The 17649-nt window shown below is 63.8% G+C and carries 17 protein-coding genes; 9 read left to right on the top strand and 8 right to left on the bottom strand.

The window, feature by feature from the left end; translation table 11 throughout:
* Positions 1–82 precede the first annotated feature (82 nt).
* From ABY44_RS34185 to ABY44_RS34165, 5 genes are read right to left on the bottom strand one after another with little or no spacing between them, the layout of a single operon-like run.
* Positions 83–508 (bottom strand): MarR family winged helix-turn-helix transcriptional regulator, encoded by a 426-nt coding sequence (locus ABY44_RS34185; RefSeq protein ID WP_230942805.1) that lies wholly within the window; start codon positions 506–508, stop codon positions 83–85.
* Positions 509–552: 44 nt separating this feature from the next.
* Complete coding sequence (locus ABY44_RS34180; RefSeq protein ID WP_060172452.1) at positions 553–2037, bottom strand: MdtP family multidrug efflux transporter outer membrane subunit; 1485 nt, start codon at positions 2035–2037, stop codon at positions 553–555.
* Entirely contained in the window at positions 2034–4130 is a 2097-nt protein-coding gene (mdtO, locus tag ABY44_RS34175) for a multidrug efflux transporter permease subunit MdtO (RefSeq protein ID WP_060172454.1), read from the bottom strand. The genes ABY44_RS34180 and mdtO overlap by 4 nt, the downstream gene beginning before the upstream one ends.
* 7 nt (positions 4131–4137) lie before the next feature.
* Positions 4138–5193: a multidrug transporter subunit MdtN gene (gene mdtN, locus ABY44_RS34170; RefSeq protein ID WP_059698777.1), complete on the bottom strand. Its 1056-nt coding sequence runs from the start codon at positions 5191–5193 to the stop codon at positions 4138–4140.
* A gap of 14 nt (positions 5194–5207) precedes the next feature.
* Entirely contained in the window at positions 5208–5477 is a 270-nt protein-coding gene (locus ABY44_RS34165) for a YtcA family lipoprotein (protein ID WP_431643410.1), read from the bottom strand.
* Between the two features lie 475 nt (positions 5478–5952).
* On the opposite strand from ABY44_RS34165, the gene ABY44_RS34160 reads away from it, so the two are divergent.
* The 9 genes from ABY44_RS34160 (at position 5953) to ABY44_RS34120 (ending at position 13954) form a co-directional block, all read left to right on the top strand.
* Positions 5953–6270: a hypothetical protein gene (locus tag ABY44_RS34160; protein WP_081072661.1), complete on the top strand. Its 318-nt coding sequence runs from the start codon at positions 5953–5955 to the stop codon at positions 6268–6270.
* Complete coding sequence (locus tag ABY44_RS34155) at positions 6203–7444, top strand: PucR family transcriptional regulator (protein ID WP_060082998.1); 1242 nt, start codon at positions 6203–6205, stop codon at positions 7442–7444. Before ABY44_RS34160 ends, ABY44_RS34155 begins: the two co-directional genes overlap by 68 nt.
* 64 nt (positions 7445–7508) lie before the next feature.
* Positions 7509–7973: a hypothetical protein gene (locus ABY44_RS34150; RefSeq protein WP_060082997.1), complete on the top strand. Its 465-nt coding sequence runs from the start codon at positions 7509–7511 to the stop codon at positions 7971–7973.
* Positions 7974–8272: 299 nt separating this feature from the next.
* On the top strand, positions 8273–8677 hold the full coding sequence (locus ABY44_RS34145; RefSeq protein ID WP_060172456.1) for a DUF3331 domain-containing protein: 405 nt from the start codon (positions 8273–8275) through the stop codon (positions 8675–8677).
* 120 nt (positions 8678–8797) lie between these two features.
* Positions 8798–9601 carry an enoyl-CoA hydratase/isomerase family protein gene (locus ABY44_RS34140; RefSeq protein WP_060172458.1) on the top strand — a complete coding sequence of 268 codons (804 nt, stop codon included), beginning with the start codon at positions 8798–8800 and terminating at the stop codon, positions 9599–9601.
* Complete coding sequence (locus ABY44_RS34135) at positions 9495–10922, top strand: CaiB/BaiF CoA transferase family protein (protein WP_230948762.1); 1428 nt, start codon at positions 9495–9497, stop codon at positions 10920–10922. Before ABY44_RS34140 ends, ABY44_RS34135 begins: the two co-directional genes overlap by 107 nt.
* An 85-nt stretch (positions 10923–11007) precedes the next feature.
* A complete protein-coding gene (locus ABY44_RS34130; protein ID WP_060172462.1) occupies positions 11008–11763 on the top strand; it encodes an acetoacetate decarboxylase in 756 nt (251 codons plus the stop codon).
* Between the two features lie 21 nt (positions 11764–11784).
* Entirely contained in the window at positions 11785–12990 is a 1206-nt protein-coding gene (locus tag ABY44_RS34125; RefSeq protein WP_431643407.1) for an acyl-CoA dehydrogenase family protein, read from the top strand.
* Positions 12991–13018: 28 nt separating this feature from the next.
* Entirely contained in the window at positions 13019–13954 is a 936-nt protein-coding gene (locus ABY44_RS34120) for a 3-hydroxyacyl-CoA dehydrogenase NAD-binding domain-containing protein (protein WP_060172467.1), read from the top strand.
* 300 nt (positions 13955–14254) lie between these two features.
* Here the strand turns inward: ABY44_RS34120 and ABY44_RS34115 are convergent, their stop codons facing one another.
* The 3 genes from ABY44_RS34115 to ABY44_RS34105 form a co-directional block, all read right to left on the bottom strand.
* On the bottom strand, positions 14255–15766 hold the full coding sequence (locus ABY44_RS34115; protein ID WP_431643404.1) for a complex I subunit 4 family protein: 1512 nt from the start codon (positions 15764–15766) through the stop codon (positions 14255–14257).
* Positions 15767–15999: 233 nt separating this feature from the next.
* Entirely contained in the window at positions 16000–16935 is a 936-nt protein-coding gene (locus tag ABY44_RS34110) for an electron transfer flavoprotein subunit alpha/FixB family protein (RefSeq protein ID WP_431643403.1), read from the bottom strand.
* A gap of 16 nt (positions 16936–16951) precedes the next feature.
* Entirely contained in the window at positions 16952–17647 is a 696-nt protein-coding gene (locus ABY44_RS34105) for an electron transfer flavoprotein subunit beta/FixA family protein (RefSeq protein ID WP_063807628.1), read from the bottom strand.
* Between the last annotated feature and the right edge of the window lie 2 nt (positions 17648–17649).

Below are 17649 nucleotides of genomic sequence, written 5' to 3'. Positions count from 1 at the left end.
CTACAGGTTGCGGGCCATGGGCCACGGATCGACGACGCACGCATCGACGTCCGTCGGCATGGCGCGGGCGCGGCGTAACCGTTCATGCGTCGATCTCGCAAATGATTCGCCGGAGAAATCGTCTGAGAAACATCCGTTCCTCCTCCGACAACCGCCCCAGCACGATCCGCTCGGCCTCCTCGACGACGGGCGGAACCCGCTCCGCGATCTCTCGCCCCTTCGACGTGAGCGACAGATTCAGCGTGCGGCGGTCCCGGCCATCCCGACGCCGCACGATCAGCCCGCGACGTTCCAGATCCTGGGCAAGTCGTGTGAGGCGGCTTGTTCCGCAGCCGAGCGACTTCGCAAGCGCCTGGCATGACGTCGCTTCGCTGCGGGCGAGATGGGCCAGCGCGTTGCCCTGCGAGAACTGAACCCCGAGCGCCGTCAGCATCCTCTCGTTCAGCACGTTCCGGATCGAGATCTGAACGGCCATCATCGTGCGAAAGCCGTCGGCCTCGCGCGGCACGTCACGAACGGACGATCGTAGTGACTGTTCGAACATGAGCGGCATTACCTCGGGTTGAGGACGACCGGTGCATCCGACCGGTAGCCGCCGCCGAGCGCCTTGGTCAGCGCGATGTCCTGGCCGATCCGACGGCCGTCGAGATCGAGCAGCGCGACCCGCTCGAGAAGCACGGCCTGCTTCGCTTCCTCCGCCGTCAGGCGACTGCCCAGCCCACTGCGGTAGTGCGCGTCGGCGCTGTCCTGCGCAAACGTCACGGCCTGGATCTTCTGCGTCTGCAGCTTGGCTTCGGCGTCGAGGTCCTGCAGTTGGCTGCCCGTCGTGGCGACGTCCCGCACGGCGTTCAGGACCGACTGGTTGTATTGCAGGATCAGCAGGTCGCTCGCGTGACGCGCGTTCCCAAGGTTCGCATTCAGCCGGCCCCCGTCGAACACGGGCAGGTACAGCCCGGGCACGAGATTGATCTGCTGGCTCGCATGCGTGAACAGGTCGCCCAGATGCAGCGCGTTGACGCCGAAAAATGCCTTGATGTCGAAACTCGGATAGAAGGCGGCCTTCGCCGCGTCGATCTTGTCGAACGACGCTTCGACGTACCAGCGCATCGCCTGCAAATCCGGGCGCCGCGCCAGCAGTTCATACGACAGCGTCGACGGCAGCGACGACGGCGGCTGCGGCAACGGCACGGGCGTGATCTCCGGAAGATCCGTCGGCCCGGCGCCGAGCAGCGCGCGCAGCGCTTCACGCAACTGCACGATGCGCCCGCGAGCAGCCACCAGCTGCCGCTCCGTCGCCAGCTTCTGCGCGCGGGCGAGCTCCGTCTGCGTCTGCGGCTCGAGCCCGCGTGCGGCGCGCGCGGCGTGCGCCTCCATCGAGAACGCGGCCACGTCGCGCAATTGTTCCAGCAGGCCGATGAGGCGATAGGTCGTCTGAATGCCGTAGTAGAGCTGCGCGACGTCGGCGGAGACCTCCAGCTCGATCGCCGACGTCTCGACCACCCGCGCGTTGTGCATCCCCAGCGCGGCCTCGACCTGCGCACGCTGCTTGCCCCAGATATCGATATCGAGGCTTGCACTCAGGCCGACGATGCCTTCCGTGTACCACGGCCCGGTCGCACCCAGCAGCGGCTGATTGCCGGAATACGCGCCCAGGAAGCCGTTGCCCGACACGCGCTCCCGATCGACCGACCCGAGCGCGCTCACCTGCAGGTTGGTCCCCGCCTTCACCAGATCGACGTCGGATTTGGCCTGCGATACGCGGGTGCGCGCGATCGCCATCGTCGGCGAATCGGCCAGCGCCCGACCGACCAGCGCGTCGAGCTGCGGATCGCCGTAGCGCGTCCACCAGCGCGCCGACGGCCAGCCGTCCCGCGCCAGGTGGATGTCGTCGGCGATGCGGATCCGATCCGGATCGAGTGTCGTCGTGGGCTTGGTGTCGTGACGAATCAGCGCACATGCGGAAAGCCCGCACAGCAGCACCGCGACGGTTATGCGGCGCAACGACGAACAGGAAGGTCGAATCAACGAATCGGTCATGCTTGGGAAGCTCGGGAAGTCAATACTGAAGCGACGGGTTCTGGCGCCCAGGCGGGCAGCCCCGCTATCTGGCCGGCGAGATCGCCGGCACGGGTCAGCAGCCGGTCGTACGCCGTCTGCGACGCGTCGCCCCGTCGGGCGGACAGATCCTCCGTGCAGCGCTCCGACAGCGTTGCGATCGATGCACGCGGTGACGCGTCGATCGTCAACGGGTGCTCGACCAGCGCGTCGGCATAACTGTCCAGCGCACCGGCCAGCTCGGCCTGAAACGCCGCCGTCGCGACGGCAACCTCGGCCGGCAGGTGCTGTGCGTCCCGCTCCGCGCCGAACGCATCGGTCGCCAACAGGATTTCCCGCGTATGAGCCAGCAGCGTCTGCACGCGCAAGGTCAGGCCTTCGTGCTCGCCGTCCGCCATCTGCCAGCCCGGCTCGAGCGCGACACGCGCCGACATCGCCTCGCTGTCGCCCAGTTCGGCCCACAGCCCGACCGGCACCGGCCCGGTCGTGTCCGGGCGAAGTTGCATGCCGATCCGGCGCAGCAGCTTCGCTGCGCGCTGACGCAGCGCCTCGCCCTCGGCCTCCGGCCACAGAAACGCATGAGCGACCGCGGACACGACGACGCCGAGCACGATGCCGATCATCCGGTCGCGGATTTCAGTGAGATTGGTGGTCGGGCCAAAGTGCTCGAGCACGGCCAGCGAGAACGTAAACATGATTTGCGTACCCGCGTAACTGATACGCTCCGAGCCCGCCGATACCCACGCGGCCAGCGCGATCACCGGCAGCGTCATCATCAGCAAGCCGACGATGCCGTCCAGATGCGGCATGACCCAGACGACCATCGCGAGCGCCAGCATGCTGCCGACCGCCGCGCCGCCGATCCGCAGCACGGCACGCTGCGCGGATGCGCCGAGGCTCGGTTGCGCGACGATCAGGCAGGTCAGCATCATCGTATGGATGCCTTGCCAGTCGGTCGCGACGTAGAACACGTAGCTGCACATGGCCGCCATCAGCGTCTTCAGTGCGAACTGCGCGTAGACCGGGTTGGTGACGGCATCCGGCACCAGCATGCGCTCCTTCTCGGCCCTGGATTGAGCGTCGGGCGGGGCGGCCGACCGGTCCGAGAACGTCAGCAAGGCGTCGCGCATTTCCGCCAGCGCGCCCGGCAACCCTTCCGCCGCCAGTCCGGCCAGCGCGTCCGGCGCGACAAAACGGGCGTCCGTGCCGGCCGCGTCGGCCAGGCGCCGGACGGCGTCGCGCAGCACCGGAAGCGCATCGGCCGCCGATCCCGTGGCAGAGCCCGGCAGATGGCCCGCCGCCGCGTACAGGCGCGACACCGTCGCCACGCGGGCGAGATGCAATGCCTGGCTCGCGCGATACGCGGGGTCGCGCATCGTCGCAAAGCGGAGCAGTTTCTGCAGCGTCAGCGCACCGGCCTGGATGTCGCGTGCCGTCGGGCCACCCGCCGTCGGTGCGCGCTGCTCGAGCGCGGCCAGGCGCGCGTCGACGGCATTCAGTTGCCCGCACAGGGCCGCATGGAGCTGACGCACCGGTTCCGCCGGCAGGAACAGCGTATTGATCAGGAGCGTAACCGCGATCGCATAGTTGACCGCGACCCATACCCAAAGCACGGCGCGCACCAGCAGTTCGGCCTGATCGGTCTGGTCGACGAAGGTCTGCGAGTAAATGACCACGATGGCGACGATGAAGAACACCACGCCGATCTTCGCGACCCGCATCATGTAGACGCTGAAGAAAAACAGCGCACCTGCCAGCAGTATCCGCAACAGCGGATAGTCGTAGGTGAACTTGAACACCAGGATCGAACTGCCGACGGCGAGTGTCGAACCCACGACAAACAGGACGCCGATCAGGCGCGTCACCACGACGTTCGCCTGCGTCACGAAGAACACCACGATCAGCGACACCGCCAGTAACGGCACCTCCAGCGCCATCGACGCAACGATGACGATTGCGCTGGCGAGCACGCAGCGCAGCATCACGTTCATGCGCCCCGGGTACGGACGAATCTCTCCGCCGATGAAGCCCGCGAAGCGCTGCAGACGGCTCGGCGAGAATTGCGCGGTGCTCATGCCGCGCTCACCGTGCCGTGTCGTGCGCAGCAGCGTCGCGCCTGAGCGTCGCGACCGCCGAGGTGCCGACCCGGAACAGGTTCGGATCCGGGTCGCGCACCGCGATCTTGACCGGGAAACGCTGCGACACATGCACCCAGTTGATGCTGCGCGCCACGCGCGGCAGCCCGTCCAGCACCACGCCGCCGTCGTCGGGCAGCACGCCGTAGCTGATCGAATCGATCGTGCCGCCGAAGCGCTTGCCGGTGTCGCTGGTCAGATAGACCGTGGCCGGCATTCCGGCGCGTACGCCCTTCAGATCGGTTTCGCGAAAATTCGCCACCACGTACCAATGACGCGTGTCGATCAGCGTAAAGACCGGCTTGAGAGCAGAAGCGAACTGGCCGACCGTCGTGCGCAAGGAAGCCACCCGTCCGTCGAACGGCGCACGAACTTCGGTGTACTCGAGATTCAATTCGGCGATCGCGATCTGCGCCTCGACTTCCGCACGCTGCGCGACCAGCGCATCCACGCCGCTCACCGCCGCGGATGCCTGCTGCGCCTGAAGCATCGCCGCGTTCAGTTCCGCCTGCGCCGCGCGCTGCGCGGTTCGCGCCCGGTCGACGTCCTCCGCCGACGTGTAGCCCGGCGCGAGCAGCGGCTCCATCCGGTGCAGCGTGTCGGCTGCCTGCGCAGCCTGCGCGCGCGAGCGCTCGACCGCCGCCTTGACGGAATCCGCGTTGTACTGCTGCGCATTGACCGTGCGTTGCGTCAGCCCGATCTGCTTGTCGAGCGTCACCAGCCGTGCGCGCGCCTGGTTCAGCGCGTCCTGGTACGGCCGGGGATCGATCCGGAACAGCAGGTCGCCCTGCTTCACCGTCTGGTTGTCGCGCACCGGCATCTCGACGATCTTGCCGTTGACTTCCGGCACGACGTTGATCGTGTCCGCGTAGACGTATGCGTCATCGGTCGTCGGCGACTGGTCGAGACGCCACACGACAACGCCGAGCAGCACCAGCGCGGCAATCACGATGAGCCATGCAGGCAGGGACTTTTTGCGCGATGCGCCGGAAGCGTCGGACATAACGGTACGCGAGATCAGTGGGGAAAGAAAAGCAGCCAGAACGCCATCGCGAGCGCCGCGGCGAGCGCGGGATAGCTGATCGCCAGCGGCGCGAGCAGCGCGCGCTTGCCGCGCTTGCCCAGCGCGACGTGAACGATCGTCGTCCCGAGCACGCCGCCGACAATGCAGAACAGCCAGTCCGGAAACGCTGCGCCGAATACGGCGACCGACGGCGCGGCTGCACATCCTTCGAGCAGCAGGCTGGCCGCGATCGAAGCAAAACTCAGGGCGATAGACAGACGCATCGGCAAATGACTCAAGGCAACGGGCGAAAGCGGCATGAGGACATGACGCAAGATTGATTCGACGATCGAACGAACGAACGCGGCGGACGGAAGCTCGGACGGACGCGCAATGACCGGAGCCGGATGCCTATCGGCTGTTTGAGCGGGAGCCCTCACCGGGCCCGACACGCGCAGTGTGCGATTCGGCTGTTGATGGTAATCGCGGTAATCGGTCGATGAAACTGTGAAACATCATATTGCGATTGTGGTCTTTCACAATACTGTGATTTCACACAAATCCATTTGTGGATAATCACAACGCCTCGACCATCTCTCATCTGCAAAACTCGCGGCACGCCCTTCACACAAGGCTCGACGGACCTTCACTCGCCCGCTGCGCCGTAGCGTATAAATTTTGCAATCCCGATATTTACGTTGACTTTGCGTACCGCTCTTGATTATAAGAACGTCAATTCGAAATTGAGACAACGTGGTGATGGAGATATTCGACGCACTTCATCTCGCGCTGCCGCAGTTCGCGTTCACGGTCTCCATCCACGTCACCTTCCCGGCCATCTGCATCGGCATGGCCGGCTTCACGGCGCACAAACACACTTGCCCTGTTCCCACCCTGTTTCGCAATCCTTTGTTTAGTTGGTTCAGCAGCACGATCGCCCCGCACGTACCGCTCACGCATATCGGAGCACTGCCCGATTGCTCGGGGCCTTCGCCAGGAGTCAAATCGTATGACAATTTCCATCCCCGACATTTCCCCGGCCTTGCGCCGATGGACCGCCAACGTCGCCGAAAATAACGCCGCTTTCGTTGAACGTGTGTACAAGGCGTTGATGAACATCAAGCCCTATGCCGACCTCGATTCGACGACAAAGCTCGATATCCGGGACTCGATCGTCCTGTCGTCGAAACTCTGGCTCGACAGCCTCATGTCGGGCAAGATGCCGTCCGAGGATGCGCTTGAAGGGTTCCGGGCATACGGACGCCGACGCGTCTATCAAGGTGTTCCGCTCGAAGCACTGCTCCGCGCATTCCGGCTCGGATCCCGCGAACTGTGGTGCTTCTATATCGGAGTGGCCGGGAACGACGACGCGCTTCGCAACGAACTCCTGCTTCGAATCTCCCCTTACCTGCTGGAGTTCTTCGACAACATGTCGCAGGAAATCGCGCAGACCTTTCTGGAGGAGCAGTACAGGCAGGCGCGCTGGCGCGAATCGCTGCGCTATCAGCTGCATGGCATCATCTTCAATTTCCCCGACGATACCGATGCGTTCAATAAAACGGCGGCGGCGCTACGCCTCGACGTGACAATCCCGAGAGTGGCATTGGCCATCGATGTCGAATCGATCGACAGCAATTCGGCCACCTTCAAGACCGAGATCGACCGCATCGTGGCGGCTGCCGCCCGGCGCCTCAGAGTCCCTGTCGACGATATTTTCGACATCTGGTTTCGCGGGCAGTTGCTCATGTGGATACCGGAGCGCCTCGGAGAGACGACCGGTGCGAACGATAGTCAGATGGCCAGGCAAATCGCATCGATCGCGGACACGTTGCCCGAAGTCAGGGCGATCGGCGTCGGGCTGCCGGGCGAAGGTGCATCGGGCTGGGCCATGTCGGCCGACGAAGCGAGCCGGGCGCTCAGCTTCGGCCGAAGCCATCTCGACGAGGCGCGCGTGCGCCTCTATTCCGAGATCGCGGTCGAGGAGAGCATACGTGGCACGAAACGCACGCTGACTTACCTCACGTCCCTGGTCGAACAACTGGCGGGCGAACCCGATCTGCTCGAAACCCTTCGAACTTACTTCGACCAGCTGCAGCGACGAAAGGCAACCGCGAGCGTATTGGGCATCCATCCGAACACGCTCAACTATCGCCTGGAACGCATCGAGAACATCGTCGGGGCTCGCCTCGACGACGCCGGCTGGATCTCGAAGCTCGATATCGCGATCAAGCTGCGCGGCGCGGCCAGGTGACGAACGCATCAAGCGATGCGCGACACCATTTTTTCATTCTCCCCCTCCGTACTTGAATATCCCCATGGAAAGCTGGACGATCGGCATTCTTCTCGGCATGGCCAACATTCTGCTTCACGCAGCGGCGATGGTATGGCTCGCTGTCGTCGCGCGTCGACTTCGCGGCGTGCTCGACATGCAGCGCGACACCATTCATGTGCAACTGCGCAAACTCGTCGTCATCGTTGCCTTCATCTGCATCGCGCTCGGCCTGCTTCATACGCTGGAGTCGGCTCTGTGGGCCGTCGTGTTCGTTCAACTCAAGGCACTGAACTCGTTCGGCGACGCACTGTTCTTCTCGATCGACACCATGGCGACACGCGGCGCGTCGGGCCTTTCCTTGACGGAAAACTGGCGGATGCTCGGTGCGATCGAATCGTCTGATGGCGTACTCCTGTTCGGCATGTCCACCGCCTTCATATTCGCCGTGATTCAGGCCGATTTCACAGCGATAGCGCACGCGCTGCATCGTGCCCCCTCTTCCCGATAGTCCCCGCACACCGGATACCGGCCTGCAAGTCGGTATCGACCCCTACGGAGCGCCGTGCGCCGCACGGCCATCCGCCATCTGCGCCACGCTTCGCGCAGTCGCGACATTCTCCTGATTATTCGTGCCTGGCGAGCGACCAGCCCTCCGCGGCCGGCATTCGTTCGTCGATCGCATGTGAATTGGAAAAAGAGCTAACTCCGTTGTGAGATCCCACATATGCATCGGATCAGCGTCACCTTAAGATCGATCTTAATCAGCACCACTTACTTGAATGAACCGCGGTAAGAGGAGTCGCATGGATGGATAGTGGCGTACCCGGTAACGCGATCTGGACACACACGGTTGGCATGCTCGACGGCGGTAACCGGCGTAGCGACCACTCGTCGTCATCCGCCAACGTCGGCGGGCAAAGTCGTCATCCGGATGAAGCGACGTCTGCCCCCACCGTCCGCATATTGGGCCGCAAAAGCGACTCGACCATCTACGTATCCTGGCGCGATCCAACCGCGTGCCACTACGGTGACCAGATGTGGAAGCTCCGTATCGCCAAAGTGCCCGGCACTTGTGCGCTGTCGCACTGCACCATCCACGTCGGTGACCTCGTCTATCGGCCGATTCACGCGCGGTTGCAATCGAAACCCGTCAACCGACATTTCATGATCCTGGCCTCCGCGGTCGAGCACACCCGGATCCAGGACCTCTGACCCTCGTCTTCCACCCGTTCCTCGGCGCCGCAAGACGCCACCACGAGACGATTCGTTCGCCTCTTCCGATTACCGCAGGCCAGGAATCATCGCGTGCCTTCTTCTGGAGAAATCCGTTCCATGCCCAATAGCCTGTCACTTCCAATTTTCAGCACACTGCTCTACGAAAAGAAGGCGTCGGTCGCCTATGTGACGTTGAACCGTCCCGACGTGATGAACGCGTTGAACCAACGGGCGATCGAGGAACTGCATGCGGCATTCACGGATGCGCGTAACGATGCATCGATTCGCGGCGTCATCCTCACCGGTGCAGGCAACCGTGCCTTCATCGCCGGCGCCGATATCGGCGAACTGGCCAGCGCCACGCCAGTCGAGGCCGAGCAGCGCACGCGTGCCGGCCAGGCGCTGCTCGATTTCATCGAACGTCTCGGCAAGCCCGTCATCGCCGCGGTGAACGGCCTCGCGCTCGGCGGCGGATGCGAGACCGCGCTGGCTTGCACGATCCGGCTCGCGAGTCCCGGCGCGAAGTTCGGCCAACCCGAGGTCCGGCTCGGGCTCATTCCCGGTTTCGGCGGCACCCAGCGACTGCCGCGCCTCGTCGGAAAGGGCATCGCACTGCAACTCATCCTCACCGGAGAAATGGTGTCGGCAGAAGAGGCGCACCGGATCGGCCTGGTGAATGAAGTCGTGGCCGCCGACCAGCTGATTGCCCGCGCAGAGACGATCCTGGCGCAAATCGCCGCCAATGGACCGCTCGCCGTCGCGTATGCAATGGACGCCGTCCACCTCGGTTTGAATGCGGCGATGCCGGAAGGCCTTGCGCTGGAAGGAAAGCTGTTTGCGCTGTGCGCCGCGACCGACGACAAAAAGGAGGGCACCACGGCCTTTCTCGAGAAGCGCGCGCCTGTATTTCACGGGCGCTGACCCGCACCGGCACCTTCGCCCGGAGCGGCAATCGAGGCACGCCCCGTCGACGCCGCTCCTCTCTCAACCTCGAATTCGGAACACTTCCATGTCAGACGGAAAACACGTGTTTTCAGGCCTCAAGGTACTCGACCTCGCGAGCTACATTGCCGGCCCCGCGGCCACGACGATCCTCGCCGACTTCGGCGCGGATGTCATCAAGATCGAGCCGCCCGGCACCGGGGACGTCTATCGTTTCTTTTCGATCATTCCCCCGAACCCCGTCGCCGATACGAACTACGCGTGGCAGTTGACGAACCGCAACAAGCGCAGCATCGCGCTCGATCTCAAATCGGAAGGTGCGCGCGAAGTGCTGACGCGCCTCGTCCGGTGGGCCGACGTCCTGGTCGTCAATTTCCCGCCGCGCGTGCGGGCGGCGCTGGGCGTCACCTACGAAGATCTCGCGCCACTCAATCCGAAGTTGATCTACGCCGACATTACCGGCTACGGCGCGCAGGGTCCGGAAGCCGATACCCCGGGCTTCGACGTCACCGCGTACTGGGCACGTTCCGGCCTCATGGAAGTCACCCACGACGCCGGCAGCCCGCCGACGCTTCCCATTCCCGGCATCGGCGATCACGCGACAGCGACGACCCTCTACGCCGCGATCGTCACCGCGCTTTACGAGCGCACCAGGACCGGCAAGGGCGGCCACGTCACGACTTCCCTGATCGCCAACGGCATCTGGGCCGCGGCGGCATGGGTCGAAGGCGGACTCAACGGCGGCAAGTTCTTCCCGCAGCATGACCGCAAAAGCCCGCCGAATGCGCTGCTCAATCCGTACCAGACGAGTGACGGGCGCTGGATCCTGCTGGTCGCCGCGCAACGCAAGGAGTGGGCGCCCTTCGTCCATGCGATCAACAGGCCCGAACTTCTGGACGATCCCCGCTTCGCCGACGAACAACTGCGCGTGAAAAACGCGGCCGCGCTGGTCGACATCCTCGATCCGTTGTTCGCCGGTCAAACGCTGGCCTTCTGGAAACAGGCGCTCACCGCCGAGCGCGTGATTTTCGGTGTCGTTCAGATCGCCGAGGAAATCATCAACGATCCGCAACTCGAGATCAACGGGATCGTCGTGCCGCTCGAGGTGCCGGGACAACCTGCCACGAAGACGGTCAGCAATCCGATCCATATCGCGAGTCAGCAGAAGGTCAAGCCTGTCGCGGCGCCGCATCTCGGCGAACACGGCGCGGAGATCCTGGCCGAAATGGGCTTCGACGATGCCGAGATCGCCCGTCTGCAGGATGCGGGCGTGGTTTCCCGCTTCGGCGACGAGACCTGACACATCGCGCGGCCACATGGCTTGGATGCCTCCCCTGGCAACCCCCACCGGCTGGCCGACGCCAGCCGCACACACGGAGCCTTTCATGACTGAAGACGAAATCCGCGCTCACGCGTATGCCATGCCGATCGGCAGCCCGGCTTATCCGAAGCCACCGTTCCGGTTCATCGATCGCGAATTCATCATCATCACCTATCGCACCGATCCCGAAGCGCTGGCTCGTGTAGTACCCGCTCCGCTGCTTCCGACCGAACCGATCGTCAAATACGAGTTCATCAAGATGCCGGACTCGAGCGGCCTCGGTTCCTACACCGAATCGGGCCAGGTCGTCCCCGTATCGTTCAACGGCGCACCCGGTGGCTTCACGCATGCGATGTACCTCGACAGCGAAGCCGGCATCGCTTCCGGCCGCGAATTGCTCGGCTTTCCGAAGGTACTGGCCCAGCCGAAGCTCGAAATCCGCAACGACGCGCTGGTGGGCACGCTCGACTACAACGGCGTGCGGGTCGCGACCGCGACCATGGGATACAAGTACGAGCCGCTGGATCTCGCCGCCGTCAAGAAGACCCTCGAAGCGCCCGGCTTCCTGCTGAAGATCCTGCCGCACGTCGACGGCTCGGCCCGCGTCTGCGAGCTGGTCAAGTATTACGTGAGCGACATCACCGTGAAGGGTGCGTGGACCGGGCCCGCCTCCCTGGAACTGCATCCGCATTGTTTCGCGCCGGTCGCCAAGCTGCCGGTGCTCGAGGTACTGTCCGCCATCCACATCCTCACCGATCTGACGATCGCGGGCGCGGAAGTCGTCCACGACTATCTGCAGGCCCCCGCGAACGCATCCTGAAACCGTATCAAGGACATCACCATGACCGCCCCCTCGAAGCCCAACCACCCGCTTCCGGCCCCCGATAGCGATTTCTACCTGATTCGCGAGTTCCTCAGCGAGGACGAACGCGCCCTGCTGAAGCGCGTGCGCACGTTCATGGAAGAACGCGTTGCGCCGGTAATCAACAAGTTCTGGGCCGCGGATGCGTTCCCCTTCGAGTTGATCCCCGAAATCAGGGACCTCAACATCGTCGGCGTCGGATTCGAAGGCTACGGCTGCGCCGGCGGCAGCACGCTTCTCGACGGCTTCATCGCGATGGAGCTCGCGCGCGTCGACTCGTCCATCTCGACCTTCTACGGCGTTCATAGCGGCCTGGCCATGGGGTCGATCTATCTCGGCGGATCGGATGAGCAAAAACAGAAATGGCTGCCTCCGATGGCACGGCTGGAGAAGATCGGGTGCTTCGGATTGACCGAGCCGCTGGTCGGATCGGGTGCCGGCGGCGGCCTGCTGACCACGGCCAAGCGCGAAGGCGACACGTGGGTGCTCAACGGCCAGAAGCGGTGGATCGGCAACTCGCCGTGGTGCGACATCTCGATCATCTGGGCACGCGATGTCGACGACAATCAGGTCAAGGGATTCATCGTCGAGAACAAGACGACCCCCGGCTTCTCCGTCGAAAAAATCGAGAACAAGATCGCACTTCGCGTCGTACAGAACGGCGTAATCACGCTCGACAACTGCCGGGTTCCCGAAGAGAACCGCCTCCAGGGCGACGTGTCGTTTCGCGACACCGCACGCGTGCTGCGCCTCACCCGTCAATACGTCGCGTGGGAAGCGGTCGGTTGCAGCATGGGCGCCTATGAGCACGCGCTGCGTTACGCGCAGACCCGCGAGCAGTTCGGCCGCCCGATCGCGTCGTTCCAGATGATCCAGGACCACCTCGCCAAGATGCTCGGCAATATCACTGCGTCGCAATGCATGGTCGTCCGGCTCGCCGAGTTGCAGGACGAAGGCAAGCTGCTCGACCAGCAGTCGTCGCTGGCCAAGGCTTTCTGCACGAGCCGCATGCGCGAGACCGTCGCATGGGCGCGCGAGATCTTCGGCGGCAACGGCATCGTTCTCGACTACAACGTCGCACGTTTCTTCGCCGACGCGGAAGCACTCTACTCGTATGAAGGTACGCGCGAAATGAATCACCTGATCGTCGGCAAGGCGGTTACCGGCTTCAGCGCGTTCGTCTGACCTCACTCCATTCGAAGGATCAAAAGCCATGAGCAAGGAAATCAAACGCGTGGCCATCATCGGCACCGGTGTCATCGGCGCCAGCTGGGCCGCGCTGTTTCTGGCCAAGGGCCTGGATGTCGTGGCGACCGACATCGCCCCGGATGCCGAGCCGAAACTCCGCGCATTCATCGATGCGGCCTGGCCCGCTCTCGAGCAGTTCGGGCTCGCGCCGAATGCATCCCGGGAGCGGCTGCAGTTCACCGCCAATCTCGACGAAGCGGTTACCGGCAGCGATTTCGTGCAGGAAAACGGCCCCGAGCGGATCGACTTCAAGAAGGATCTCTACAAGCATCTCGACGCCATTCTGGCGCCGGACGCAATCATCGCGTCGAGCTCTTCGGGCCTGACGATGAGCGAAATCCAGTCGGCCTGCGAGCGCCATCCCGAGCGCTGCGTGATCGGCCATCCGTTCAATCCGCCGCACCTGATTCCGCTCGTCGAAATCGTCGGCGGCGCGAAGACGTCACGGGAAACGATCGAACGGGCAACCGCGTTCTATACGAGCCTGGGCAAGAAAACCATCCAGCTCAACAAGGAAGTGCCCGGCCACGTCGCCAACCGTCTTCAGGCCGCGCTCTGGCGCGAGATCGTGCATCTGATCTCGGAAGACGTCGTGAGCGTCGAGGACGCGGATACCGCGGTGTGCTGGGGGCCGGGCCTGCGTTGGGGCATCATGGGACCGAACATGCTGTTCCATCTCGGCGGCGGCCAGGGCGGCATCGAACACTTCTTCGACCAGTTCACCGGCCCGATGACCGCGTGGTGGAACGTGCTCGGTTCGCCGAAGATCACGCCCGAACTTCGCCAGAAGGTGATTGCCGGTGTTCATGAGGAAGTCTCCGGCCAGTCGATCGATCAGCTCGCAGCGCGCCGCGACGAAGTGCTGCTCGGTCTCCTTTCCCTGCGGCGAGACGCAAACTAAGGCTGCCGTTGCCGTGACTGCCGGGCCGACCGGCCCGGCAGTCCCTATCCTTTGCCATTCCGACGTATCGAGCACGGCTGACCACGGGCGTGCTCGCCTCTCCGGACATCGGCACAACAGGTCAATTGCCGCTACGCATTCGCAACGTGTTTCACTTCGACGGCAATCCCGCTCGGAAAACGTCGCGCGTTACCCGTGCCATACGTCGCTTGCGTACGCTGGAACATGAAGTGTTCCGAATCGGCGTCGAGCCCTCGGTGACTACGCTCGCTTGCCGCGAAACGGACGCAAATGGCTGTGCTAGCGAACCGCCATGCGCTCACCGAGGTGTGACGTTTCCGTGAGCTTGGATCGCATCGAATCCTGAACGACGGCCGATGTCGTCTGCTCCAGGGTCGCGATGAAGTACCTGGGTGCCACACCCAGCCCGAGGACGATGACGGCCAGCGGAACGAGCAGTGCACGCTCCCGCCGGCCAAGATCCGTGAGTCGCGCAACTCGCTCGTTCTTCACGGCGCCGAATATGACCCGCCTGACACCACGCAGCGTGTAGGCCGCACCGAGAACGAGCGTCAGTGCCGCAGCGCCCCCGATCCAGAAATTCGCCTTGATCGCGCCCATGATCACAAGAAACTCGCCAATGAATCCCGAGGTGCCCGGCAGCCCGAGATTGGCCATCGAAAACAGCACTGCCAGGGTCGCATAGCGGGGCATGACGTTCGCGACACCGCCGAGCGCATCGAGCGAACGTGTCTGCATCCGTTCGTACAACATCCCCGTGCAGATCAGCAGCGCTCCCGAAACGAGGCCGTATGAAATCATCTGGACAATCGCACCCTCGACGGCAAGCTGATTGAACAGGAACAAGCCGAGCGTGACGAGCCCCATGTGCGCAATCGTCGAGTACGCCAGCAAGGCGCTCAGTTCCGTCTGGACCAATGCGATGAGGCTCGCATAGATGACGGTAAACAACGATAGCGCGATCATTGCCGGCGCGAGCATGCGGCTCGCGTCCGGGGCAATCGGCAGCATGAACCTCAGGAACCCGTATCCGCCGATCTTGACCATCCCCAGCATGATTGCCGCGCCGATCGGTCCCTCCGCGTAGGCGTCTTTCAGCCAGCCGTGGACCGGCCACATCGGCAGCTTCACCGCGAAGGCGGCGAGAAACCCGCAGAAAATCAGCAGCTGCGGCACGAGATCGAGCTTCATCTCATGCCAGACGTGCATGTCGAAAGTATGGGAGAGGCCGAATAGATACAGCATCGCGGCCAGCAGCAGGAGCGAGCCTGCGAAGGACATGAAGAAGAACTTCACGGCCGCATACGAACGGTGCTTGCCGCCCCACGCCCCGATCAGGAGATACAGCGGAATCAGCGTCGATTCGAAAAACACGAAGAACAGCATCCCGTCGAGCGGCACGAACACGCCGATCATCAATCCGGAGAGGATCAGCACCGCGCCGAAATACTGGGCGACGCGTGTCGTAACGGCCTGCCATGATGCGCCCACGATCAACAGCGTCGTGAGCGCGGTCAATACGACCATCCAGAGCGACACACCATCCACGCCCACTCGCCAGCTCATCCCGAGCGTTGCCAGCCAGGGCCGGTTCTCCACGAACTGCATCGCCGGCGCTTGCGTATCGAATTCAAACAGCAGCGGCATCGTGGCCACAAGCCCGGCCAATGCGCCCACGAGCGCCAGCATGCGCGTCAGCGTCGGGCGGCCATCCGATCCCGCGCAGCGAACGGCGACGCCGAATAACACTGGCGTCCATACGGATAAAGTAACAAAGGGGATTGAATGCATACGGTACGCGTGTGTGCGAAATCGGTTATTTTTTTGTTCAGATAGTATTCCGAAGTTATCGACCGCCATCACTTCCCGGCGCCCTTGCTTCCAAACCCTATCTCCTCCGGATCATTCCGAATGTCCGGCCGACAGCCGGCGGTCGACCGGAAGGCTCCGGACGCCGGGGCCCTGCGGTTCCGGACACGATCATCGCGTCCGGAACCGAATGGAGCGAGCCAATCCCGAAGTGATCAGCCGAGCTCGTTCACGAGCTCCGGCACGAGCGCGAACAGATCGCCGACGAGGCCGTAGTCGGCCACGCTGAAGATCGGCGCTTCCGGATCCTTGTTGATCGCGACGATCACCTTCGAATCCTTCATGCCAGCCAGATGCTGGATCGCACCCGAGATGCCGACCGCGATGTACAGCTGCGGTGCGACGATCTTGCCGGTCTGGCCGACCTGGTAGTCGTTCGGCACGTAGCCGGCGTCGACTGCCGCGCGCGATGCGCCGAGTGCCGCCGACAGCTTGTCCGCCAGCGGCTCCAGCACCTTCGTGTAGTTCTCGCCGCTGCCCAGACCACGGCCGCCCGATACGATGATCTTCGCGCTGGTGAGCTCCGGACGGTCCAGCTTCGTCACTTCACGGCTGACGAACTGCGACTTGCCGGCGTCTGCCGCCGCCTCGATCTTCTCGACCGACGCGCTGCCGCCTTCCGCTGCAACCGGATCGAAACCGGTCGCACGCACCGTGATGACCTTGATCGGGTCGCTCGACTGCACCGTCGCGATCGCGTTGCCCGCGTAGATCGGGCGCTCGAACGTGTCGGCACTGTCAACCGCCGTGATGTCGGAGATCTGTGCGACGTCCAGCTTCGCGGCGATACGCGGCGCGATGTTCTTGCCGTAAGCGGTCGCCGGCGCGAGGATGTGCGAATAGTCCTTCGCAATGTTCAGCGCGGTCGCTTCGACGTTTTCCGCGAGACCTGCTTCGAGTTGCGGCGCGTCGGCCAGCAGCACCTTCAATACACCCGCGATCTTTGCTGCCGCGTCGGCCGCGCCTTGCGCATTGTGGCCTGCGACCAGCACGTGAATGTCACCGCCGATCTTCGCCGCCGCCGCCACCGTGTTCAGCGTCGCGGCCTTGATCGACGCGTTGTCGTGTTCTGCAATCACCAGAATCGTCATTTCTTTCCGCTCCCTCTTACAGCACCTTGGCTTCGGTCTTCAGCTTCTCGACCAGCGTCTTCACGTCCGGCACCTTCACGCCGGCTGCGCGCTTCGGCGGCTCGGCCACCTTCAGCGTCTTCAGACGCGGCGCGACGTCCACGCCGAGGTCTTCCGGCTTCACCGTTTCCAGCGGCTTCTTCTTCGCCTTCATGATGTTCGGCAGCGTCACGTAGCGCGGCTCGTTCAGGCGCAGGTCGGTCGTCACGACCGCCGGCAGCGTCAGCGACAGCGTTTCCGCGCCGCCGTCGACTTCGCGTGCAACGGTTGCCTTGCCGTCCGCGATCGTGACCTTCGATGCGAACGTCGCTTGCGGGAGACCAGCCAGCGCGGCCAGCATCTGGCCCGTCTGGTTCGAATCGTCGTCGATTGCCTGCTTGCCGAGGATCACCAGTTGCGGCTGCTCCTTGTCGACCAGCGCCTTCAGGATCTTCGCGACGGCCAGCGGCTCGACGCTGTCGTTCGATTCGACGAGGATCGCGCGATCCGCGCCGATCGCCAGCGCCGTGCGCAGCGTTTCCTGCGCTTGCGTCACGCCCACCGACACCGCGATCACTTCGGTCGCGACGCCCGCTTCCTTCAGGCGCACCGCTTCTTCCACCGCGATTTCGTCGAACGGGTTCATCGACATCTTCACGTTCGCGATGTCGACGCCCGTGTTGTCCGACTTCACGC

It is taken from the genome of Burkholderia sp. ZZQ-2 (assembly GCF_050768715.1).
GTDB classification, from domain to species: Bacteria; Pseudomonadota; Gammaproteobacteria; order Burkholderiales; family Burkholderiaceae; genus Burkholderia; species Burkholderia cepacia.
This window is presented reverse-complemented; position numbering and strand designations above follow the sequence as displayed.